At 65.4% G+C, this 21,319-nt stretch carries 20 protein-coding genes; 8 read left to right on the top strand and 12 right to left on the bottom strand.

Annotation, left to right across the window (positions count from 1 at the left end; genetic code table 11):
- Positions 1 to 149: 149 nt before the first annotated feature.
- Entirely contained in the window at positions 150 to 1,979 is a 1,830-nt protein-coding gene (locus ABD791_RS01660; protein ID WP_345061644.1) for a DEAD/DEAH box helicase, read from the top strand.
- A 366-nt stretch (positions 1,980 to 2,345) separates the two neighbouring features.
- Entirely contained in the window at positions 2,346 to 2,783 is a 438-nt protein-coding gene (locus ABD791_RS01655; RefSeq protein ID WP_345061642.1) for a nitroreductase/quinone reductase family protein, read from the top strand.
- A 10-nt stretch (positions 2,784 to 2,793) separates the two neighbouring features.
- On the opposite strand, the gene ABD791_RS01650 is transcribed toward ABD791_RS01655, so the two are convergent.
- From ABD791_RS01650 to ABD791_RS01625, 6 genes are all read right to left on the bottom strand, one after another.
- Complete coding sequence (locus tag ABD791_RS01650; protein WP_345061640.1) at positions 2,794 to 3,363, bottom strand: HhH-GPD-type base excision DNA repair protein; 570 nt, start codon at positions 3,361 to 3,363, stop codon at positions 2,794 to 2,796.
- A gap of 140 nt (positions 3,364 to 3,503) precedes the next feature.
- Positions 3,504 to 4,247, bottom strand: a complete 744-nt coding sequence (locus ABD791_RS01645; RefSeq protein WP_345061638.1) for an NUDIX hydrolase — start codon at positions 4,245 to 4,247, stop codon at positions 3,504 to 3,506.
- Between the two features lie 78 nt (positions 4,248 to 4,325).
- Positions 4,326 to 5,489: a hypothetical protein gene (locus tag ABD791_RS01640; protein ID WP_345061636.1), complete on the bottom strand. Its 1,164-nt coding sequence runs from the start codon at positions 5,487 to 5,489 to the stop codon at positions 4,326 to 4,328.
- Between the two features lie 31 nt (positions 5,490 to 5,520).
- Entirely contained in the window at positions 5,521 to 7,140 is a 1,620-nt protein-coding gene (locus tag ABD791_RS01635) for an MFS transporter (RefSeq protein WP_345061634.1), read from the bottom strand.
- A 26-nt stretch (positions 7,141 to 7,166) separates the two neighbouring features.
- The gene (locus ABD791_RS01630) at positions 7,167 to 7,571 is read right to left on the bottom strand and encodes a DUF7144 family membrane protein (RefSeq protein WP_345061632.1); all 405 of its coding nucleotides are present in this window, start codon (positions 7,569 to 7,571) and stop codon (positions 7,167 to 7,169) included.
- 134 nt (positions 7,572 to 7,705) lie between these two features.
- A complete protein-coding gene (locus ABD791_RS01625; protein WP_345061630.1) occupies positions 7,706 to 8,302 on the bottom strand; it encodes a helix-turn-helix domain-containing protein in 597 nt (198 codons plus the stop codon).
- A gap of 47 nt (positions 8,303 to 8,349) precedes the next feature.
- On the opposite strand from ABD791_RS01625, the gene ABD791_RS01620 reads away from it, so the two are divergent.
- Positions 8,350 to 9,240 carry a class I SAM-dependent methyltransferase gene (locus tag ABD791_RS01620; RefSeq protein ID WP_345061628.1) on the top strand — a complete coding sequence of 297 codons (891 nt, stop codon included), beginning with the start codon at positions 8,350 to 8,352 and terminating at the stop codon, positions 9,238 to 9,240.
- A gap of 22 nt (positions 9,241 to 9,262) precedes the next feature.
- Here ABD791_RS01620 and ABD791_RS01615 read toward each other — a convergent pair whose 3' ends face one another.
- Positions 9,263 to 10,507 (bottom strand): ROK family transcriptional regulator, encoded by a 1,245-nt coding sequence (locus ABD791_RS01615; protein ID WP_345061626.1) that lies wholly within the window; start codon positions 10,505 to 10,507, stop codon positions 9,263 to 9,265.
- A gap of 402 nt (positions 10,508 to 10,909) precedes the next feature.
- On the opposite strand from ABD791_RS01615, the gene xylA reads away from it, so the two are divergent.
- Together xylA and ABD791_RS01605 are read left to right on the top strand one after the other, a co-directional pair.
- Positions 10,910 to 12,103 carry a xylose isomerase gene (gene xylA, locus ABD791_RS01610; protein ID WP_345061624.1) on the top strand — a complete coding sequence of 398 codons (1,194 nt, stop codon included), beginning with the start codon at positions 10,910 to 10,912 and terminating at the stop codon, positions 12,101 to 12,103.
- 183 nt (positions 12,104 to 12,286) lie between these two features.
- A complete protein-coding gene (locus tag ABD791_RS01605; protein ID WP_345061622.1) occupies positions 12,287 to 13,909 on the top strand; it encodes a xylulokinase in 1,623 nt (540 codons plus the stop codon).
- Positions 13,910 to 13,919: 10 nt separating this feature from the next.
- Here the strand turns inward: ABD791_RS01605 and ABD791_RS01600 are convergent, their stop codons facing one another.
- The 3 genes from ABD791_RS01600 to ABD791_RS01590 all read right to left on the bottom strand — a co-directional run bounded on the left by ABD791_RS01600 (position 13,920) and on the right by ABD791_RS01590 (position 16,427).
- Positions 13,920 to 14,771 (bottom strand): phytanoyl-CoA dioxygenase family protein, encoded by an 852-nt coding sequence (locus ABD791_RS01600; protein WP_345061620.1) that lies wholly within the window; start codon positions 14,769 to 14,771, stop codon positions 13,920 to 13,922.
- Positions 14,772 to 14,899: 128 nt separating this feature from the next.
- Positions 14,900 to 15,757 (bottom strand): helix-turn-helix domain-containing protein, encoded by an 858-nt coding sequence (locus tag ABD791_RS01595; protein ID WP_345061618.1) that lies wholly within the window; start codon positions 15,755 to 15,757, stop codon positions 14,900 to 14,902.
- A gap of 28 nt (positions 15,758 to 15,785) precedes the next feature.
- Entirely contained in the window at positions 15,786 to 16,427 is a 642-nt protein-coding gene (locus ABD791_RS01590; protein ID WP_345061616.1) for a LysE family transporter, read from the bottom strand.
- A 67-nt stretch (positions 16,428 to 16,494) separates the two neighbouring features.
- On the opposite strand from ABD791_RS01590, the gene ABD791_RS01585 reads away from it, so the two are divergent.
- Entirely contained in the window at positions 16,495 to 16,914 is a 420-nt protein-coding gene (locus ABD791_RS01585; RefSeq protein ID WP_345061614.1) for an Lrp/AsnC family transcriptional regulator, read from the top strand.
- Positions 16,915 to 16,937: 23 nt separating this feature from the next.
- Here ABD791_RS01585 and ABD791_RS01580 read toward each other — a convergent pair whose 3' ends face one another.
- Together ABD791_RS01580 and ABD791_RS01575 are read right to left on the bottom strand one after the other, a co-directional pair.
- Positions 16,938 to 18,374, bottom strand: a complete 1,437-nt coding sequence (locus ABD791_RS01580) for a CoA transferase (protein ID WP_345061612.1) — start codon at positions 18,372 to 18,374, stop codon at positions 16,938 to 16,940.
- A 24-nt stretch (positions 18,375 to 18,398) separates the two neighbouring features.
- The gene (locus ABD791_RS01575) at positions 18,399 to 19,526 is read right to left on the bottom strand and encodes an AI-2E family transporter (RefSeq protein ID WP_345061611.1); all 1,128 of its coding nucleotides are present in this window, start codon (positions 19,524 to 19,526) and stop codon (positions 18,399 to 18,401) included.
- A 156-nt stretch (positions 19,527 to 19,682) separates the two neighbouring features.
- Between ABD791_RS01575 and ABD791_RS01570 the strand changes: the two genes are divergently transcribed.
- On the top strand, positions 19,683 to 20,174 hold the full coding sequence (locus tag ABD791_RS01570) for an FBP domain-containing protein (RefSeq protein WP_345061609.1): 492 nt from the start codon (positions 19,683 to 19,685) through the stop codon (positions 20,172 to 20,174).
- Positions 20,175 to 20,605: 431 nt separating this feature from the next.
- Positions 20,606 to 21,319: an IclR family transcriptional regulator gene (locus ABD791_RS01565; protein ID WP_345061607.1), complete on the top strand. Its 714-nt coding sequence runs from the start codon at positions 20,606 to 20,608 to the stop codon at positions 21,317 to 21,319.

Genomic DNA, 21,319 nt, shown 5'->3' with positions numbered 1-21,319 from the left:
CGGCCTCGGCCGACGTCGCCCGGCGAATCAGCTCTCCGCATCCCGAAAAGGGTCGAAATCGAGGCAATATATCGACCGATTTCACTCAAAACGTTGTTATGTCGCCCCACACGCGGTATATACACACTTTGAACGACTACCTTTAGAGGATGACGTCACCCGAAACATCCCCGCAGGGCGAGGCAGAAACTGCCCCCGTAGCGAAGCCCTTCTCCGAACTCGGGCTCTCCGACGCAGTATTGAAGGCGCTTAAAGACGTCGGCTACGAGACCCCCTCGGCCATCCAGGCCGCCACCATTCCCCCTCTTCTTGACGGCCGCGATGTCGTCGGACTCGCCCAGACCGGTACTGGCAAGACCGCAGCATTCGCTCTGCCGATCTTGTCGCGCCTCGACCTGTCGCAGAAGACCCCTCAGGCTCTGATCCTGGCCCCGACCCGCGAGCTCGCGCTGCAGGTGTGTGAAGCGTTCGAGAAGTACGCCTCCCACATGAAGGGCGTGCACGTGCTGCCCGTCTACGGCGGCCAGGGCTACGGCGTTCAGCTGTCCGCGCTCCGCCGCGGAGTGCACATCGTCGTCGGTACGCCAGGTCGCATCATGGACCACCTCGAAAAGCGCACCCTCGACCTCTCTGAGCTCAAGTTCCTCGTGCTCGACGAGGCCGACGAAATGCTCAAGATGGGCTTCGCCGAAGACGTTGAGACGATCCTCGCCGACACGCCTGACGACAAGCAGGTCGCCCTCTTCTCGGCCACCATGCCGGCACAGATCCGCCGCATCTCCAAGAAGTACCTGAACGACCCAGAAGAGATCACGGTCAAGAACAAGACCACGACCTCCGCGAACACCACGCAGCGCTACCTGATGGTCTCGTACCCGCAGAAGGTCGATGCGCTGACCCGCATCCTCGAGGTGGAGAACTTCGAGGGCATGATCGTCTTCACCCGCACCAAGAACGAGACCGAGACGCTCGCCGAGAAGCTGCGCGCGCGCGGCTACTCCGCTGCCGCGATCAACGGTGACGTTGCTCAGGTGCAGCGCGAGCGCACCGTCAACCAGCTCAAGTCGGGCAAGCTCGACATTCTGGTGGCCACGGATGTCGCAGCTCGCGGCCTCGACGTCGAGCGCATCAGTCACGTCGTCAACTACGACATCCCCATCGACACCGAGTCCTACGTGCACCGCATCGGCCGCACGGGCCGTGCCGGTCGCAGCGGAACGGCCATCAGCTTCGTCACGCCGCGCGAGCGTCGTCTCCTCACCGCCATCGAGAAGGCGACCCGCCAGCCGCTGACCCAGATGCAGTTGCCGAGCGTCGAAGATGTGAACGCCACGCGTCTCACCCGCTTCGACGACGCAATCACCGAGGCGCTCAGCCGCCCCGACCAGATCGCTCAGTTCCGCGACATCGTCGGCCACTACGTCGGACACCACGATGTGCCAGAAGCCGATGTTGCTGCGGCTCTCGCGATTGTCGCGCAGGGTGATACCCCGTTGCTGCTCTCGCCGGAGGATGCCCGCGCCCAGCGTTTCGAGCGCGAGAACCGCGACGACCGCGGAGACCGTGGTGACCGCGGAGACCGTGGTGACCGTTACAGCCGCGGAAGCCGTGACGACCGTGGCAGCCGGGACGACCGTGGTGCCCGCAGCGAGCGCCCCGAACGACGCGAGCGCACCTCGAGCGGCTCGATGGCGACCTACCGCATTGAGGTCGGCAAGCGTCACAAGGTGGAGCCGCGCCAGATCGTCGGCGCCATCGCCAACGAGGGTGGCCTGAGCCGCAATGACTTCGGTGCGATCAAGATTCAGCCCGAATTCTCGATCGTCGAGCTGCCGGCCGACATGTCGAAGGATGTGCTGGCCAAGCTCGAGAACACTCGCATCAGCGGCAAGCTGATCGAGCTGCGCCCCGACAGCGGCTCAGCACGCCGTGAAGGTCCGCCGCGCGCACCGCGCCGCGAGTACGAAGGCCGCAACTAGGCACTTCGCGCCTCAGCGATGTGAACGGCGGTCGACACTCTTCGGAGCGTCGGCCGCCGTTTTTCATGTCCTCGTTGGTTCATGTCCTCGTTGGTTCATGTCCTCGTTGAGGAGCGAGCAAGCACCAGCGAGCCCCTGTCTCGAAACCTCGTGGGCCGGTCCCGGCGACTTTGACATTTGCGGTCGAGTTTCCCTGTGCTACCAGTCAAACTCGACCGCAAATGTCAAGCTCGGCGAAGAGGGCGTCGAGACGGGTACCGCGATCTCGTCAGTTCAAGCTGCCGATTGTGTCTCGCCAGCATCTACGACTGCGAAGCGACCTACGATAAAGAGGTGACAATCCGTCGCAGGGTAAAACGCGTGCAGATGAAAACGCTCAATCTGCTGCACCGCGTTGTGCTGGGCGCCACCCGCGGACGACTCGGCTGGTCTGTCGGTTCGATGCCCGCCGTCGAGCTTCACACGATCGGCCGCACCAGCGGGCAGCGGCGCTCGACAATGCTCACCGCTCCGTTTCACGAGGCCGGCCGCTACGTGTTGGTGGCATCGATGGGCGGCGACGACCGCAACCCCGAGTGGTATCTCAATCTGGTGGCCAACCCCGACATCGAACTGACGGTCAGAGGCCACACCCTGGCGATGCGGGCGCGCACCGCGACGCCCGCAGAGAAGGCCGAACTGTGGCCGCGGATTGTGGCGGCCGCACCGACTTACGCGGGCTATCAGCAGAAGACCGAGCGGGACATCCCGGTGATCATCTGCGAACTGCGGTGGGGCGACGAGCCTCCGGCTGGCTCGGGCTAACGGCTCTGCGTCACGCCTTCTTCGCAGCGGCCTTTGCCGCCTTTTTGTTCTCGCGCACACGCGCGAGCGACGCCGGGTCGACGATGTCGGCGACTGACAGATACGCGCCGTCCTCTCCGTAGTGTCCGGCCGCTCCGCGCCAGCCGGCCGCATCGACGCCGCGTTGCTTGCCGAGCAGGGCGAGGAAGATGCGGGCCTTCTGCTCGCCGAAACCGGGCAGTGCTTTCAGGCGGCGCAGAATCTCGGCGCCGTCTGGCTCTCCCTTGGTCCAAATGAGCGAAGCGTCGTTGTCCCAGTCGTCGCGAATCGCGGCGCACAACGCCTGGGCGCGGCCGGCCATCGAACCCGGAAAGCGGTGAACCGCCGGACTCTGTTTGAAGACCAGGGCAAAGGCATCCGGTTCGTAGTCGGCGATCGTGGCCGCATCGACCGAGCCGATACGGTCGCGAATCTTCGCGGGGCCGGCGAATGCCGACTCCATCGTCACCTGCTGGTCGAGGAGCATGCCCAGCAGCAGGGCGAGGGGGTTCTCGGTGAGAAGCGTGTCGGCGTCGGTGTCGCCGGTGATGTGGAGGTCCATGCTGCCATCCTGCCACCGTCACCGCTCGAGCGAGTGAACGAGTGCGCTCGAGTCTGGTTGCGTGCAGCGCGGCGTCTTCATGCGACCCGTCAGCATCAGCCGGAGGGCGCCGAGGGGCGGAGCGCTGGTGAAACGTCGATTCAGAGGTCGGGATGAACGACCCGGCCCTCATCCCACGGGGTCGCCCAGCCCAGCTCGTCGAACAGGCGGGACAGCACGATGGCTGTGAAGCCCCAGATCAGCCGGCCGTCGACGGTGAACGCCGGCATACGATGGGTGCGATTGCCGATGGTGTGCACGGTGCTCGCGCGATTGGCCGGGTCGAGCAGATCGGCAACGGGAATGCGAAACACCTCGACAGTTTCACCGTGGTCGACGGCCGCGACCTGCGACGGGCGGGTCCACCAGGCGAGCACCGGCGTGACCAGGTGGTTGCTCACGGCCAACGGCAGCTCGGGAAGCGTGCCCAGCGGCTCGAGACCGTCGGGATCAAGGCCGGTCTCCTCGACGGCCTCCCGCAGTGCACCCGCGGTGGGGTCGGCATCGGATGCCTCGAGGCGGCCGCCGGGGAAGGCGATCTGTCCCGGGTGACTGCCGAGCGTCGTGGCGCGACGCAACAGCAGCACGTCGAGGTCGCGCGGCACGTGCGGCGCCGGTACCGCGCCGAGACGATCGTGTGCCGGTTCCGGCCTGGCTGCCGGCGCACCCGCTGACACGGTCGCAGCGGCCGGCACCGCACCGAGCAAACCGAAGAGAACCAGCACCGCGGCGCGGCGCGCGAGTGCGACGTCGGGAAGCAGCCGCGACAGGTCGGCGTTCCAGTCGAGACCACGCTCACAGAGTGCGAGGAGTTCAGCGCGGGGACCATCGGTCGTGGTGTGCATCTGCTCAGCCTACGAAGGACTCGCGTCGGTGGCGAGTCTGCCGGGCCGGCGCTTCGCGAGCTCGACTCTCCGCAACCGTCAGACCGCGGCGTGCGGTGATTCGTCGCTCGGGACGACGCCTTCACCCGCTGCGAGCCCTGACCCGCGGACATCCGAACCGGCCGAGACCGGCACGTGCTCCCCGCGGTTCGCCATCGCCCCGGTGTTGCGAAGAAAGACGATCAGCCAGCCGAAGATGAGCAGAAACGCGACCAGCTCGACCGCCGTCAGGTTGTAGTAGCCGTTCACGAAGAACACCGCGAGAACGACGATCACCCCGACGAAGACGTAGCCGAGCAGAATGAAGACACGCGGCATTGCAGGAATCGCGCGGCGAAGACCGATGACAAGCCCCACGAAAACGAGTGCCATGCCGGATGCGGCCAGATTGTGCGCCGCGAGAAATCGGTCAACCGGAAAGATGCCGACGCAGGCCAGGAGAATCCCCATTGCGACGAGCGCGAGCCGAACGAGAGACCGTCCGCGCGCGTCACGCTCAGTGGCAACGGGAATCGGGGCCGTCGCATAGTGAGCGATCGTCGTGATGATGACTCCGGCGACAATCAAGGTGATGTTGAAGGCGAGCGCCGAGACGTCATCTGAGATACCCAGAGTGCTCAGATTCTTCTGCCACCAGAACGGATCGGTGGCGCTCAACATGCTCGCAAACACCCCGACGACGAGAAAGACCGCGAGGATCAGGGAGAAGAGCATCGGCGTCAGGCGCACAGCCGACAGGGCCACCACGTAAGCCGTCACTGCGATGGCGACGCCGGAGAGCAGCGCCGCCGCCAGCGAGTAGACGACAGCGCCGGTGAAGCTCCGCTCAAGCAAGGAGGCGATGGCGAGCCAGCCGAGGAGTGCGATGACAGCGTGGGCGACCGCGAGGGCGGCGATGTCGAACCAGTGAAGTCGAACGCCAGGGGAGTCCAGTGCGTGCCACACCCCGCCATCGGCGCTTCCGCGTGCGCCGAGAAGCACCCGTGCAGCGACAAAGACCACAATCGCGGCGAGAGCCGACCCGAGAGCCGCGAATTGACCGACAGAGCCAGGACCCGAGATGGGAACGTCGCCGCTCCCCCAGAATGTGAACGCTGCGACGCACGTCGACACGACGAAGACGAGAGCGCCGACCACCAGCGACGACGATTCGAGCGACTCCGAGTTCGCCACAGGACGACGCAGAACCCGCGCGATAGGCATTGGCTGACTCATCTGTGGCCTCTCTCCTGGCTCATTTCTTCTTCTTCGCATCCGTCGTCTGTGGTGTGCCTGCCACCTCGGTCGGGATGCCGCGGGAGAACACCAAGGAGCCAATAGAGATCAGGATGAGCCCGAAGAACCCCACTCCCAGGGCGCCGAGCTGCGCGTCTTCGTAGATGGCCGCGAGCGTATCGGCGCCGTCCTGGTCAAGCCCTGCCTCCAGGGCGATCTCGTTCACGGATGCGGCGGGAACGATCTGCACACCGCCCTCTGTCGCCTCATTGACGATTGCGCGCGCTTCGGCGGAGAGGTCACTGCTCGCCACCCCTGAGGCGAATGTGGTGGAGAGAGCACCAATCAGGATGGATCCGATCAAGGCAGTACCGAGCGAGGATCCGAGGTTTTGAAACACCCCCTGCAACCCGCCGACTTCGCTCGTCTCTTTCTCCGTCACGCTCGACATATTCACGTTGCCGAGCTGCGAGGCCAAGAGCCCGAGCGCGGTCCCGGCGAGGAACATCCCGGTCGCGAACAGCCCGCTCCGGAGGTCAGGCGTCACCGACCACAGCAGCAGGAATGCGCTGGCCACCAAGATGAGTTGCCCGACTCGCACGATGCGGCGCGGAGACCATTTTCGCGAGAGCCCCGTGCCGACGATGGAGAAGAGGATGAGCGAGATGGAGAGCGGAAAGATCTTGATGCCCGTCTCCAGCGCATCCAGCCCCAAGGTCATCTGCAGATAGACGGGCACCATGAAGAACAGGCCGGCGGTGACCGCATATTGCGCGCCGAGCACGCCGAGACCGCTGCGGAGCTGCCGGATCGAGAACATCTCAACATGCAGCAGCGGAGGACGTCCGGCCGCCACGAGTGCGGATTGTCGACGCACGAAGAGGTAGACCAGCACCCCACCGAGAACCATGAGCCACGCGGTGAGAGAGATGCCAAGCGGATTGATCGGCACTCCACCGATCTCGGGCGACTGCAACGGGATCACCCACCCCCAGGTCTTGCTCTGCAGCATCCCGAAGACGACGAGAACCAGACCAGAGGCCGAGAGCACAACGCTCAGGATGTCGATGCGCACGTGCTGCCGAACGGTGGTGTCGGTGATGACTCGAGCGAAGAGCACCACTCCGGCCATGATCACCACCTCGGCGACGAAGACATAGCGCCAGCTGAAATAGGTGGTGACAAAGCCGCCGATCAGGGGGCCGGCCGCGACAGCGGCCCCCGACACTGCTCCGATCGTCGCGTAGGCCGTGATGCGGTCGCGCCCCGTGTAGTTGTCGGCCACCAAGGCGGCGATGGCAGGGATGACGAGCACTGCTCCGAGACCCTCAATGATCGACCAGCCGAGAAAGAGCAGTTGCACATTCGGGGCCAGTGCGGTGATCAACGATCCGACCGCGTAGATGCACGATCCGATCACGAAAGCTCGGCGACGCCCCCAGACATCGCCGAGCTTGGCGCCGAGCAGCATCATCGCCGCCATCGTGAGGGTGTAAAACGTGATCGCCGCCTGCATCGCGGCGACCGTTGTCGAGAGGTCCTCGACCACGGTCGAGATCGACACGTTCATCACCGTGCCGTCGAGCACCATCACAAATTGGGCGCAGCCCAGGATGATGATGACCGACCATTTCTTCATGACCCGACTCGATCCCCCCGCGTGAGCTAACTCTCCGTCGAACGAAGTTCCTCGCCGTGTGCAGTGAGTGCGTAGATGATCAACACATCCATTGCGATGACGATCATCGCCCACCACGGCTGTGCCGGAATCAGCATCATCTGAACGATGGCGCTCAGCACCGCCAGAACGATCGCAATCACCCGCGCCCACATCGCGCCGGTGAACAGTGCGAGCGCGGTGAGGATGAGAAGGATACCGATAATGAGGTTCCACCAGCCCCAGCCGGCGACGTTGAAGAGAAAGAGTGAGCCGCCCGCCGCGACGTAGTAGGTATTGGGTCCGATCAGGGCCACCAGACCCTGGATCCCACTGAAGATTCCACTGACGAGAATGATGACGCCGGCGAACCGACCCCAGCCGACCCATCCGGATGTGTGGACAGTGCTCATGGTTCAACCGCCTTTTCATTGAAGAGCTGAATACTCTGCTGTCGGCCTTTCGGCCGCTCAGTGGTGCAATGGCGCATTGGAGCTGTAATGCGGTGAAGCTGGTAATGCACTGTGCATTATGTTCACCCCCACTGTCAACGGTCAATATCCGCTTTGTCGGCGGTGACGTGCATGTGCGCGCGTTCCCCGTCATGGTCGAAAATCGTGAGGAGTTCGACCGGGCCGCCGTGCGCGCCCAGCACGTGTGGGACCATCGTCGAGAACTCGGCGGCGTCGCCCTCACCGACCAGGATGACGCGGTCACCGAGTTGCAGGCGCACAGTACCGGAGAGCACGGTGAACCACTCGCGTCCCGGGTGAACCTGCACATTCTCTGCGCCGGCCGGCCGTTCCGACGTGATGCGCATCTTCGCGACTGTCACACCGCGCAGCGACGGCTCGCGGGACAGCAGCCACGTCGTGAGCCCGGGGGAATGCTCGGGCTGCGGCCTGATGACCACGTCGGCGTCATCGATGGGTTCCACCAGCTGATCAAGAGTCGTATCGAGCGCTCTGGCGATGAGCACCAATTGATCGAGCGCGATTCTGCGGTGTCCCGTCTCAATGCGGCTCAGGGTCGACGGGCTGAGAAAGCACCGCGCGGCGAGAGTTTCGAGAGACCACCCGCGTGCCAGCCGGAGGCCGCGGATGCGTTGACGAACCACGGCCTCGAGCTCAATTTCTTGCGTCATAAGCAAGAGTGTATGCGCCTCACGCAGTGTCGAGTTAGCGTGAAGACATGGCACCTTCAGCTCATCACACCCATCCGCAGCACGAGCACCAGCCGCGCCACGATCACACTCACACCTCGAGCACCGTGTACTCCCCCGGTGACGAGTCAGCCCTGGCCCACATCCTCGATCTCGACGCCGAGGTGCTCGCCTCTCAATTGGCCGAGGTGATCGACTGGGTCGGTCAGCACGCTGAGGGGACTCCCCTCACCATTGCCGATGTCGGCGCCGGAACCGGCACGGGAAGCTTCGCTCTGGCCCGGCGCTTTCCCACCGCGACGATCGTCGCACTCGACATATCGCCGGCCATGCTCGATCACCTCCAGACTGCAGCGCTCCGGCAGGGTCTGACCGAGCGGATGCGCACGGTACAGGGTGATCTGGACGCCGCCTGGCCCGCAGTCGGCCCGCTCGATCTCGCCTGGGCCTCCTCGTCACTGCATCACTTCGCCGAGGTCGACCGGGTGCTGCGCGACATCTTCGCCGCGCTGACCCCCGGCGGGCTGTTCGTCGCGGTCGAGATGGACTCGTTTCCGCGTGTGCTCCCCCACGATCTGGGGTTCGGCCGGCCTGGATTGGAGGACCGCATCCAGGACGCCATCGCTCACGCCGGGTGGAACTCCTCTCCCAACTGGTCGCCTCACCTGAGTGCAGCTGGATTCGGTCTTCTCGAGGAGCGCAGCTTCGCCGCAGAGTTGAACCCGGCACCGGAGAGCACCGGACGCTATGCGCACGCCTTCTTGACCCGCATCCGTGCCGGCCTCACCCATCAGCTGGCCGCCGACGACCTGGCTGCGCTCGATCGCCTGCTCCTCGTCGACGGCCCGGACAGTGTTCTGCGGCGTGACGACCTGTCGGTTCGGGGCAGCCGGACAGCCTGGGCAGCCCGCCGGCCGTAACGCGCGGGCCCGACGCGCAGGATCAGCGCTCGGCGGCCGGACTGGCGGCGGCGCCGAAACTCGCCGGGTCGGCCAGGATCGGCGCGAACGCCAGCTGAGCCGCACCCACCAGGAGCAGGTCTGCACCGAGTTCGGCCCGCGCGAATCGAACGTCGTCGCGGGGGCCGACGAGGGCACGCGTGCGCACGCCGGCTTCAAGGCGCTCGGGCGCCGCCGCATAGAGCGTTCCGAGAAAACCACCGAGCAGCACGAGTTCGGGGTTGAACATGTTCACGACGCCACGGAGCGCCACCGCCAAGAAATCGAGCTGGCGATGCACCAGGTCGAGAATCTCGCGTTCAGGCCCGCCTTCGCGAGAGAACTGCCCCAGGAGCACGCTCTCGAGCTGTTCGCTCCCGGTGCTGTCGAGCCCCAGCGTGTCGAGCAGCGGGGCCTGACTGACCTCGGTCTCGAGGCATCCAATCGCCCCGCAGTGGCACAGCACCCCGGCCGAGTTCACCAGGGAGTGCCCGAACTCACCCGCAAAGCCGCTTGATCCGGTCAACAGCATGCCGTCGATCGCGACGCCCCCGCCGATTCCGCTCGCGCCGCCGTTGAGGTAAATGAGATTCTGCGTTCCTCGGCCCACGCCGAACGTGTATTCGGCCATCACACCGGTCGACGCATCGTTGGCGGCGGCAACCGGCAGGCTCAGAGCCTCACTCAGCATCGCAGCGATGGGCACGTCTTTCCAGCCGAGGTGCGGTCCGAGAATGACGACGCCGTCGCCGTCTCGCACGAGTCCGGGAACGGCGAGCCCCACGCCGACGGTGCGAAACGAACGGTCGAGCTCTCCGCTCATACCGGCAACAACCGCTGCCACAATGTTCACCACTTCGTCGGGCGACGGCACATGAGCGGTGTCGTAGCGGATGCGTTTGTGCACGCGGCCAGACAGCGAGACGAGGCCGATGGTCACGGCGTCGATCTCGGGGTTGACCGCGAGAGCGACAACATCTTCCCGCGGCACAACACTCGGGCTGGGTCGACCGGCGAGACGCGTGGAACTCGGCTCCACCTCATCGACGAGCCCCCGCTCGACAAGCTCAGCGACGAGGATTCCGATCGTCGAACGGTTGAGGCCTGTCGCTCGCGCCAGATCCGCGCGCGACACGCGCCCCTGCACGTGCACGGCCCCCAAGACGGCGGCGAGATTGCTGCGACGCACGTCATCGAGGTTGCGTCCCTGGCGCACCGGCAGTGTCGTGGGGTTCTCGCTGACAGCCACTCGCTTCACCTCTTCCCGTTGACCAAACGCGCTGCGCACGGCAGGCCACCTGAGAGCTTATCCCTGAGGAGATTGGGGGCAGGACATGCGTGCGGAGCACGCATCGCCGGTCAGGAGCAGCGTGTGACAGCGGACTCGGCGTTCGTTTTTGATGTTTGAAACAACATACCAGGAGCGCGCGCAGGTAGGAAGCAAGGGATGATAAAAATTCCCTAGTCACAGGCGTTAAATACCAAACCGAACAGTGGCGGAATTGGCCATTTCCTCAATATTGCCCGCGGTATTCCGACTATCCAAGCGGAGATTTACCTGTTATGTTGCGTTACAGATCAATGTGGCTCGCGAAGGCTAGACCCGCTCCGGCGCGCCCACCCCGTTCAGCCCTCGACAGGAAGACCGCTCATGACTCTCACTCCCACCCGCGCCGACAAGTTCTCGTTCGGCCTGTGGACCGTCGGCTACAACGGCACAGACCCCTTCGGCGGCCCGACTCGGCCGAATCTCGATGTCGTCGAGGCCGTCACCCGTCTCTCCGAACTCGGTGCATACGGGCTCACCTTTCACGATGACGATCTCTTCGCCTTCGGCTCAACGGATGCCGCGCGCCAGGTTGAGATCGATCGACTCAAGCAGGCCTTGGCCGACACCGGGCTGATCATTCCGATGGTGACGACCAATCTGTTCAGCGCACCCGTCTTCAAAGATGGCGGGTTCACGTCGAACGACCGATCCGTGCGCCGCTTCGCACTGCGCAAGGTGCTGCGCAACATCGACCTGGCCGCCGAGCTCGGCGCGAAGACCTTCGTGATGTGGGGCGGACGCGAGGGTGCAGAGTATGACGCGGCCAAAGACATCCGTTCGGCCCTCGGTCGTTACCGCGAGGCGGTGAACCTGCTCGGCGACTACGTCACCGACAAGGGTTACGACATCCGTTTCGCCATCGAGCCCAAGCCGAACGAGCCGCGCGGTGACATTCTGCTGCCCACCCTCGGTCACGCCATCGCCTTCATCAACACGCTCGAGCGCCCCGAACTCGTCGGTGTGAACCCCGAGGTCGGCCACGAGCAGATGGCCGGGCTCAACTTCACCGCCGGCATCGCGCAGGCGATCGACGCGGGCAAGCTGTTTCACATCGACCTCAATGGCCAGCGCGGCATCAAGTACGACCAGGATCTGGTGTTCGGCCACGGTGACCTGCAGAACGCATTCTCGCTCGTCGACCTGCTCGAAAACGGCGGCCCGAATGGCGGCCAGGCCTACGACGGCCCGCGCCACTTCGACTACAAGCCGTCGCGCACCGAAGACATCGACGGCGTCTGGGCATCGGCCGCCGCGAACATGCGCACCTACCTGCTGCTCAAGGAACGCGCCGCTGCGTTCCGCGCCGACCCAGAGGTGCAGGAGGCACTGGCCGCGTCGCGCGTACCCGAACTCGCCGTGCCGACGCTGGCGGCGGGCGAGAGCTACGACGACCTGATCGCCGACCGCAGTGCGTTCGAGGACTTCGACGCTGGGGCCTACTTCGGAGGCAAGGGCTTCGGCTTCGTGCGCTTGCAGCAGCTCGCGCTGGAGCACCTGCTGGGCGCGCGGGGCTAGGAGGCGTAGCGCGCCTCGTATCCCCGCGCGACAGACGGCAGCCCCGTTCAAGGAAAACCTCGAGACTAAAACGCCCGCTGCACCCATCTCGAGAACTTCGGGCTGCCGTCTTGTCTCGCCCTCGCCCTCCACCTCGCCCTCGCCCTCGCCCTCGCCCTCCACCATCACCCTTCAAGGAGCCCCATGCCACTGGTCGCCGGAGTCGATTCATCGACGCAGAGTTGCAAGATCGTCATTCGCGACGCCGACACCGGCGAACTCGTGCGCTCCGGCCGTGCCATGCACCCCGACGGGAGCGAGGTCGACCCAGAGCACTGGTGGCGGGCGCTGCAGGCCGCGGTGATGGATGCCGGCGGGCTCGGCGACGTCGCCGCACTCAGCGTTGCCGGGCAACAGCACGGCATGGTGGCCCTCGACTCGTCTGGTCGGGTCATCCGTCCCGCCCTGCTCTGGAACGACACCCGTTCGGCCCCCGCGGCCGACGCCCTGGTGGCGGAAGTCGGCGAGGCCGACTATGCCCGGCGCACGGGTTCGGTTCCGGTGGCCTCGTTCACGGCAACCAAACTGCGGTGGCTGCGTGACGCCGAGCCAGAATTCGCCGCGCAGGTCGCCGCGGTCGCGCTTCCCCACGATTGGTTGACCTGGCGCCTGCGCGGTTTCGGCCCGGCCGACTCTTCACCGCTCGGCCCGGTGCTCACCGAACTGACCACCGACCGTTCCGATGCGAGCGGCACCGGCTACTGGTCACCGGCGACCGGCTCCTACGACCGGGAGCTGTTCGTGCGCGCCCTCGGACACGATGCGGTTCTCCCCCGCGTGCTCGGCCCCGGCGAGTCGGCCGGCGTCACGGCGGCTTCCGCTTCGGTTGCTTCGGCTGCTTCGGTTGCTTCGGTTGCTTCGGTTGCTTCGGCTGCTTCGGCTGCTTCCGCCCCTCCATTCGACGGAGATTTTGGCGCCCAGGGCGCAAAATCGGCCGATTCCGCCTCCGCATCCGCACAATCTCCGTCGAATGGGAGAACCGCGAATGGGATACCCGCCGGAATCATCCTCGGGCCCGGCGCCGGCGACAACGCCGGTGCCGCGCTCGGTCTCGGCGCCGGCACGGGAGATGTGGTCGTGTCAATCGGAACCAGCGGAACCGTTTTCGCGGTGACCGACACCGCAGCATCCGACTCGAGCGGCACCGTCGCCGGGTTCGCCGACGCCAGTGGCGTGTTTCTTCCGCTGATCGCGACCCTCAATGCGGCCCGCGTGCTCGATGCCGTCGCCGGCGTACTCGCCGTTGATCACGTCGAGCTCGGCCGGCTCGCGCTCGACGCACAACCCGGCTGCGGTGGCGCGGTACTCGTGCCCTGGTTCGACGGCGAGCGCACTCCCAATTTGCCGACCGCGACGGCCGGCTTCAGTGGTCTCACCCTCGCAAACACGACGCGTGCCTCGCTCGCCCGCGCCGCCATCGAAGGAGTGCTCTGCGGTCTCGCCGACGGGCTCGATGCGGTTCGCGAGCAAGGCGTTGTGGCCACGCGGCTGCTGCTGATCGGTGGGGCCGCGCAGAATCCGGCGGTGCAGGCGATTGCCGCCCAGGTGTTCGATGTGCCCGTCGAGGTTCCGGCGCCCGGCGAATATGTGGCGGATGGGGCCGCTCGTCAGGCGGTCTGGGTGCTGCGCGGCACGCCGCCGAACTGGCCGCTCACCGTGGTCGCCGAGGCGCACACCGACCATCACCCCGTCATCCGTTCGCAGTATGCGCGCGCGCGGGATGCCGCCGCGGCCGCCGTCACGGCCGCGGCCGTCGCCGCCACGTGAGCCCAACGAATCAGAGGCCGTCGTCCTCATGCCAGTGCTCTTGCCACCGCCAATCGATCGGTTCCGACGCGCGCTGGTAGCGGATGTCCGTCGACAGTCGAATGCGCCCGAGCGCGTCGACGTTGTCGGTGCTGGCGTGCACCACATAGGAGGAGTGCACGACGACGTCGCCCGCCGCGAAATCGGCGAGGAGCCATCGCGAATCGTGTTTCTCGGCCAGCCCGGGCAGGTCGGCGGTGATCGACGCCGCCGGTCTGCGGTTGCCGCGCTCACGTTCATCGGCCAGCGCCCAGTGATGGCTTCCCTCGAGATAGGTGAGGCCACCCATTTCTGGCGGGCAGTCGCCGAGAGGAATCCACATCGAGAGCACCCGTTCGCTTCCTTCTCGGAGGTAGACCAGGTCGTAGTGGGCTTGGGTCGCGGTGCCGATCCCGGTCTCGCCCGGCATCAGGTGCCGAATGATCTTGCGTTTGTGCAGGTGCACGTCGTCGCCGAGAAACCACTGAAACCAGCCCTTGACGTCGGGGTGAGTGGTCAGCTCTTCGTAGCGCACTCCCGGCACGATATCGCCGAAGAGAACCCCGTGCACCTTTTCGCGATCGGCGCAGGCCGCCCGGCCGATTCCGTCTGCCGGGTGCGTTCCCGGTGCGATGATTCCGGTCTCCGCCATCGTGCTGAAGTAGTACTCGCGAAAGCCGTTGACGAGATCGGCTTGAAGCTGCTGCGGTAGGTAGAGGTAGCCGTCGCGGCGCAGCCGCTCCCAAAGCACGTCTCTCTTCGTGCGATCCGCATCGGGCACCGGTTCGAGCCAACCGAGCCTCTTCTCCGAGCTGTCCAGGGTGTATCCGTTTGAGGTGAGCATCAACCTAGAATCGGCGAACCTTGGACTTTGCGCCATAGATTATCCGGTGCATTCGTTGGACTTTCCTGCCAAGCTTCGGTCGACTTTGGACATTTTGCCCAATCGGACGCGCGCAACACCGCCCGAGGCTACAGCGTGTCGAGCTCGGTCTGAATGGATCTCGCTTGCTGCAGACGAAACACCGTTGGCGCAACGCCGACGCGACGAGTGAAGAGCCGGGAGAAGTAGGCCGCATCGCCGTAGCCCACCCGCTCGGCGATCACGCCGATGTCGAGTTGGGTCTCGGCCAACAACGCCTGGGCCTTCGCAATCCGCACCTCGATCACGAAATCATTGAGGGAGCGTCCTGTTGCATCCTTCACGCTCGCGCTCACCATGCCCACCGACATCCCGACGCGCCGCGCACGTGCGGCGACCGACATCTGACGCGGGGCATCCTGGGTCAAAACGTTGAGAAAAGATGGCAGATCGGTCGCGCCGGTGTTGCTCCCTGCGGCATCGACGATGGCCAACAGAATCCGTTGCGTGGCGAGCGAAGCGGCCAGTTCAGAGCGCGCGCCCACAGTGGTCAGCGCAGTGCGGAGGTCGTCGAAGAGCACGGTGGCGTCGCGAATCACACGCTCCAAGGCGAGTACCGGCTGATGCCGATTGCCCAGTCCGAGCTCCTCGAACGCGGCGAACGACTCCCCCGCGAACAGAATCCAGTGCTCGCTCCAGCCCGCAGCGTCAGGCCCATAGCCGTGCTCAACGCCGGGAAAGAGCCAGATCACAGCGGGAGCCTGAACGGTGACCGCCGGCGAGCCGGGCCCGGAGGTAGAGGTGCCATGCCCTGCAGAGATGTAGACCAGTCCGCGGGTCGGGAGTTTTCGCTGCCGAAACGGTGGCGAGAATCCCGTTTGCTCCCCCGCGCCATGACAGGCGATGAGAAACTGCCGCACGGCGTTTCGAGGTGTCGCATACAGCGACCACGGTTCACGGATGTCCACTGACAGCGATCCTACCGAAGCGCGTGCGTCAGCCGACATCGAGCAGCGTCGAGGCGCAGGCGGCGATGCCGATCAGCACGACGATCGAGAATCCCACGGCCGAGAGCATGCGCTGGGCCTGGGCGGTGATCCGCCCGCGCACTGCGGCACCGACGAGCACCAGGCCGAGCTGCCACGCCAACGAAGCGACTGCGACTCCCGCGACGAAAGCGACGAGGGTTTTCGCTGACGAGAGCGTCGCGCCGAGGCCAATCGTCAACGCGGCGAAGTAGAGGAGAGTCGCGGGGTTGATCGCGGTCAACCCGATGAAGAGCAGGAACCGCCGCCCCCGTGACGGGGAATCTGCGGCGACGCCCTGCTCGACGAGAAAGGCTGGGCGCCCGAATGTGCGCCTGACACCGAGCATCCCGAGACCGATCAGCGCCACGCCGCCGACGAGAGCGGGCACGTCACCCCAGGACGCGATGAGGGGTGCCGCGACGGCCCCGGCGAGCACCGCGAGAGTGCAGTACACGGCATCGATCACGGCCACGGCGACAGCGGCGGGCGCCGCTCCGGCGAAACCGTGGGCCACTCCCTCACGAATCAGGAGCACCCCGATCGCGCCGAGGGGTGCGACCAGTCCGATCCCGGCAAGCAGCCCGCCACCCAGTGCAATGAAGAAGTCCATGAATCCAGCGTGCGGCCTGAGTTGAGAGCGACAGACAAATGCGAAGTCAAACAGTTAGAGTCTCTGCATGGACAGCATTGACGAGATGATTATCGGCATTCTAAGGAACGAAGCGAGGATAACGTTCAGTGCACTCGGCCGACGAATCGGGCTGAGCACCAATGCGACCGCCGCCCGCGTGCGTCGGCTCGAGACGACAGGCATCGTGCTCGGCTACCGCGCGATACTCGCCGGCGATGTTGCGGACGTCGCAGCCGGAATCGAATCGTTCATCGACGTGCGACTCAAACCCGAAACGGATTCGGCCGCCTTCCTTGCCTGGGCGACCGCCGAACCCGCGGTTCGAGACGTCGCTCATGTCACCGGCCCGTATGACTATCTGCTGCACGTGATCGTTCCAACCACCACGGCTCTCGACTCACTCCTGCGCCGACTCAAAACCGAGGGCGGTGCCACCCAGACTCAGACCCGGCTGGCACTCCGTTAGCGCTCTCGCGGCAACGGCGGCGCTCACCACTCGGGGCGGTCTGACCCCAACCGTCGTGCGGGAATCGGAGCGGATGTCCGCACTCCATCGATTCGAAGCGGCACCACGAGACGCCGCGCCGGTCCCCATTCGGTGTGTTCGATGGCGGGGTTCACGTCGTCTGTCCGCTCGGCGTCGATGGCGTCCTGCGGCCCGACAATGCCGAAGCCGGTAAGCACATGAGCGGTGCGGGCAAGCGACAGTGAGGCCCGACTGCCGATCCCCTCGGTGAGGCGCCGGGTGATCCCCCGCACTGCCGCCGCAGCCATCAGGTAGCCGGTGGCGTGATCGAGTGCCTGCACCGGCAGCGGGGTGGGCTTGTCACGCTGAAGGTGGCGCATCCCGGCATCGGCGATTCCGGCACTCATCTGAACGAGACTGTCGAATCCGCGCCGCGCCGTCCACTCGCTGGTCCAGCCGTAGGCGTCGAGGCCGACCTCGATCAATCCGGGGCGAGTGGCGAGCCGAGTGGCGGCGTCGAGGCCGAGACTGTCGAGGGCGCCCGGCCGGTAGCCGTGCACCAACACATCGCAGTCGGCAAGAAGCGTGAGCAACCGTTGGCGAGCGTGCTCGTCGCGCAGATCGAGACGGGCCGAGCGTTTGCCGAGCATGACGTCGGGGATGACCCCAGGCTCCTCCCACCACGGCGGATCGATGCGCAGCACATCGGCACCGAGCAGAGCGAGAGACCGGGTGGCGATCGGCCCCGCCAGCACACGGGTGAGGTCGAGCACCCGGATACCGGCCAGCGGCCGAGTCGCATCAAACGAGGAGCGCGAGGAGGCGGGCGCGACGGCGCCGGTGTCGGTGTCGGTATGAGCCGATCCGGTGTCGGTCCAGCCGATCAGCGGTTCGGCCGCGACGCGGCGACCGACCTCGCCCTGCTGCCATTCGGTCAGCGTGTGCATTGCTGCCGCGCAGCCGCCCGCGGCGACAACGGCCTCTTCCAGGGCGTCCTGTGTCCAGCCGGTGACGGCATCCGCCACCCGATCGCGGTCGGCGGGCACACCGAGCACTCGCAACGCAGCCTCGCGGTGCGCCGGCGCATTGGTGTGCAGCCGGATCCACCCGTCGGCCGCCTCGTAGTCGCCGGCAATCGCATCCCAGGGCGGCGGCGGTTGCCACCCGTCGGGCCGAAGCGACGACGCGAACCACATCGAGGCGAGCCGCCGATCCACCGTGACCGCAGGATGATGCCCCTCGACTGCGGCGATGAGGTCGCTGACGGCCAGTCCCACGGCACCGATCGACGCTGTCGCCAGCTCCGTGACCGGGAAAACCGAAGGCAGACTGCCGCGACCCGTCACCGAAACGTCACGCGCCACCTGATCGGGCGTCGACTCGAGGACCTGTGCCAGCATCTCGGTGATGATTACTGTCGAATCGGCCGGCGACCCGGCGCGGTTTTGCTCGGAGACCATCAGAGAACCTGCTTTCTTCGCCGTCTAACTGCGTTCCTTGCGCGGCATCACCACTTCTTTGATGATCAAGATAATCCCTGCCGAGATGGGGATCGCCACCAGGGCACCGGCCAGCCCGAACAGAGTGGACCCGGCCAGCGCTGAGATGAGAACGACCGATCCGGGGATTTGTACAGCCTTGCCCATCACCTTGGGCGTGAGAATATATGCCTCGACCTGCATGTAGATGAGCATGAGGATCAAAACGACGAGTCCGGACACCGGCGAATGGATGAACGCGAGAATCGTCATCGCGATGGTGGTGAGGACCGTTCCGATGAGCGGGATGAGCGTGATGAAGAAGGCGACGATTCCGATCAAGAATGCGCCGGGAACTCCCGTGACCACCAGCAGAATGACGCTGTAGACGGCGTTGAAAAACGCGAGGGTCACCATTCCGCTGAGGTAGCTTCCAAAATTCTGCAGGATGCGTTCGGTGTATTTCACGAACGAGGCGCGGTGTGACGCGGCGACGAGCTTGTACGCTGCCTGTTTCGTGTTGTCGTAGCTCGCGATGAAATAGATCGTCAGGATCGCGATGAAGAAGCCTGACGCGATCGCGTTGACCACCGAGAGGCCGAAACCGACGAGTCCGGATCCGAGCGCAGCCCAGACCGAGGGGTTGGAGATCTCCGAGCTGATCCAGGTGATGAAGGTGCCGAGAACGCCGTTGCTCGCCGCGTTCGCCGGGTCGAACCAGCCCTGGTCCTTCATAGTGGCGACTTCCTGCGGGATCACCGTCGCGAGGTGTTGTACCTGTTGCACGACCACGGGGAGCACGACCCAGATGATGGTGACGAGCACGGCAACGATGAGCAGAATCACGGTGACCAGGGCCCAAGCACGGGTGAACTTTCGGCGCTCGAACCAGCGCAACAACGAGTCGAGGCCGACCGTTGCGAATGCAGCGAAGAACACCGAGAACAGCAGAGAGCTCAGCCCGTACAGCGCGAGGCCGGTGGCGACTGCCCCGATGGCGCCGAGGGTGAAAATGTACCCGGATGCCAGTGGGCCACGACGAGTCGGCGCAACCGCGACTGCCGCGGGAGCGGTGGCCGCTTTCGGCGTTGCCCCCGTGGCGTTTTCAGACGGAACTCGTCTCGTCGAACGCATGTGCCCCACTCTCGGAATGCCCGGTGATAGTGCTGTCGATCTGATGCGTCACTCACCAGCCCGCTGAAGACAATCATGGCGCGGATATCCATCTTGAACCGTCACGACGCGGCTTGGAGAATTGCCGCTCTACACAATGACTAGGCTGTTCCCACCATGCTTGCTCTCGACGAAAAGACCATCCGCGCATCATTCGTGAACGCGTCGCGCAAGGAGGTCAGTGACATGACGCTTCCGGTCGACTTCGATGAAATCGACTGGGACAAGATCGACTATCTCGGTTGGTGCGACCGCAAGTTTGCCCGCCGTGCTTACATCGTGGTGCCCGTCGACGGCCGGTTCGTCGGCATCCTGCTGAAGCAAGCAGACGGGTCAGCCCGCTCGCGCCCACAATGCTCGTGGTGCGAGGACGTGCACCTTCCCAATGATGTCGTGCTCTACGTTGCACGCCGCGGCGGAGCAGCCGGCCGTAACGGCGACACCGTTGGCACGCTCATTTGCGCCGAGTTCCAGTGCTCAGCGAATGTGCGCAAGACACCACGAATGGCGTACATCGGCTTTGACGTCGAAGCCGCCCGCGAGAAGCGGATCGCCACGTTGCGCGAGCGTGCCGACACATTCGCCACCGGGATACTCCAGGACAGCTAGCCGCGCCCAGCACGTGTTCGTGCAGCACACGGTGTGGGATGCCGATGCGCGTCTGGGGCGCCGTGACTCGGGTCGAATACCGACGGCAAATTCGAGCAGAAACACATCCCGCGGGCCCGGCGCCGCTACGCTAGCCGGCGCCAACACGCGTGTCGGCGCCTGACCCGCGCAGCCGGATCCGCCTCGGTCGAGAACCCCCGCAATCGAGCACAGAATCACGTCGATCTGGTCCGGTGCCGCTGCATTTGCCGCGCCGCTCGTCGAGTTCAGCGCGCGGCGCTTCAATTTGCGCGACGAGCATGGCCGCCTCAAGAGGTCGACGAACCGGGACTCGATAGGCTCGGCCATCGGGATGGTGTCCTATTATCGAACAGGCGGATCACATAGTGTGATCACCGCGACGATGCACAAGGACGAGGGCCGAGGCGCTGATGGCACAACCGAGCGGCACGCAAGCCGGATCTCAGACGCTCGACCGCGGCATCCGCTTGCTCGAGATTCTCGCGAGCGCCGCCCATAACCTGTCGATCGCCGAGTTGGCCGACGCTCTCGAGGTGCACCGCTCCGTCGCGTACCGCCTGCTGCGCACGCTCGAAGACCACGACCTGGTCACGAGGGATCACGCCGGTCACATCGCCCTGGGAGCCGGACTCGCTGCGCTCAACTCCGGCGTTGCACGCAACCTCCAACAAGCCGCTCTGCCCGTGCTCAACGAGATCGCCAACGAGCTCGGTATGACCTGCCTGCTCGCGGTGCTGCTCGACAGCGGTGAGGCCGCCACTCTCGTGAGCGCGGCACCCCGCCAGACCGTTGCCGTCGTGTCGTACCGACCGGGCTACCGGCATCCAATCACCCGCGGCGGACCAGGCAAGGCCATTCTGCTCGGACTCCCCGAGAGTTCCTGGCCCCCCGACATGAGCGACGCCCTGCGTGAGGAGATCACTGAAAGCCGGGTTCGGGGTTACGCCTCCAGTCAGGACGAAGTCGTTCCGTCGCTGCGCTCGGTCGCCGTGCCGCTCACCCTCCCCGGTCAGCCCCGAGCATCGATCGCGGTGATCCACGTCTTTCTCCCTGGCACAGAGGCCGAGATCGCCGAGCGCCTGAAACTCGGCGCCCAGAGCGTGGCGCGCGCCTACGGCGCCTGA

It is taken from the genome of Glaciibacter kafniensis, from assembly GCF_039538945.1.
Taxonomy (GTDB): Bacteria; Actinomycetota; Actinomycetes; order Actinomycetales; family Microbacteriaceae; genus Cryobacterium; species Cryobacterium kafniensis.
Note: the sequence above shows the minus strand (reverse complement) of the source record. Positions and strands in the feature narration are given on the sequence as shown.

What these genes read in the sequence shown, in the direction of transcription:
- ABD791_RS01660 (WP_345061644.1), top strand. Translation starts at nt 150, where the DNA reads ATGACGTCACCCGAAACATCCCCGCAGGGCGAGGCAGAAACTGCCCCC.
- ABD791_RS01655 (WP_345061642.1), top strand. Translation starts at nt 2,346, where the DNA reads ATGAAAACGCTCAATCTGCTGCACCGCGTTGTGCTGGGCGCCACCCGC.
- ABD791_RS01650 (WP_345061640.1), bottom strand. Translation starts at nt 3,363, where the DNA reads ATGGACCTCCACATCACCGGCGACACCGACGCCGACACGCTTCTCACC.
- ABD791_RS01645 (WP_345061638.1), bottom strand. Translation starts at nt 4,247, where the DNA reads ATGCACACCACGACCGATGGTCCCCGCGCTGAACTCCTCGCACTCTGT.
- ABD791_RS01640 (WP_345061636.1), bottom strand. Translation starts at nt 5,489, where the DNA reads ATGCCTATCGCGCGGGTTCTGCGTCGTCCTGTGGCGAACTCGGAGTCG.
- ABD791_RS01635 (WP_345061634.1), bottom strand. Translation starts at nt 7,140, where the DNA reads ATGAAGAAATGGTCGGTCATCATCATCCTGGGCTGCGCCCAATTTGTG.
- ABD791_RS01630 (WP_345061632.1), bottom strand. Translation starts at nt 7,571, where the DNA reads ATGAGCACTGTCCACACATCCGGATGGGTCGGCTGGGGTCGGTTCGCC.
- ABD791_RS01625 (WP_345061630.1), bottom strand. Translation starts at nt 8,302, where the DNA reads ATGACGCAAGAAATTGAGCTCGAGGCCGTGGTTCGTCAACGCATCCGC.
- ABD791_RS01620 (WP_345061628.1), top strand. Translation starts at nt 8,350, where the DNA reads ATGGCACCTTCAGCTCATCACACCCATCCGCAGCACGAGCACCAGCCG.
- xylA (WP_345061624.1), top strand. Translation starts at nt 10,910, where the DNA reads ATGACTCTCACTCCCACCCGCGCCGACAAGTTCTCGTTCGGCCTGTGG.
- ABD791_RS01605 (WP_345061622.1), top strand. Translation starts at nt 12,287, where the DNA reads ATGCCACTGGTCGCCGGAGTCGATTCATCGACGCAGAGTTGCAAGATC.
- ABD791_RS01600 (WP_345061620.1), bottom strand. Translation starts at nt 14,771, where the DNA reads ATGCTCACCTCAAACGGATACACCCTGGACAGCTCGGAGAAGAGGCTC.
- ABD791_RS01590 (WP_345061616.1), bottom strand. Translation starts at nt 16,427, where the DNA reads ATGGACTTCTTCATTGCACTGGGTGGCGGGCTGCTTGCCGGGATCGGA.
- ABD791_RS01585 (WP_345061614.1), top strand. Translation starts at nt 16,495, where the DNA reads ATGGACAGCATTGACGAGATGATTATCGGCATTCTAAGGAACGAAGCG.
- ABD791_RS01580 (WP_345061612.1), bottom strand. Translation starts at nt 18,374, where the DNA reads ATGGTCTCCGAGCAAAACCGCGCCGGGTCGCCGGCCGATTCGACAGTA.
- ABD791_RS01575 (WP_345061611.1), bottom strand. Translation starts at nt 19,526, where the DNA reads ATGCGTTCGACGAGACGAGTTCCGTCTGAAAACGCCACGGGGGCAACG.
- ABD791_RS01570 (WP_345061609.1), top strand. Translation starts at nt 19,683, where the DNA reads ATGCTTGCTCTCGACGAAAAGACCATCCGCGCATCATTCGTGAACGCG.
- ABD791_RS01565 (WP_345061607.1), top strand. Translation starts at nt 20,606, where the DNA reads ATGGCACAACCGAGCGGCACGCAAGCCGGATCTCAGACGCTCGACCGC.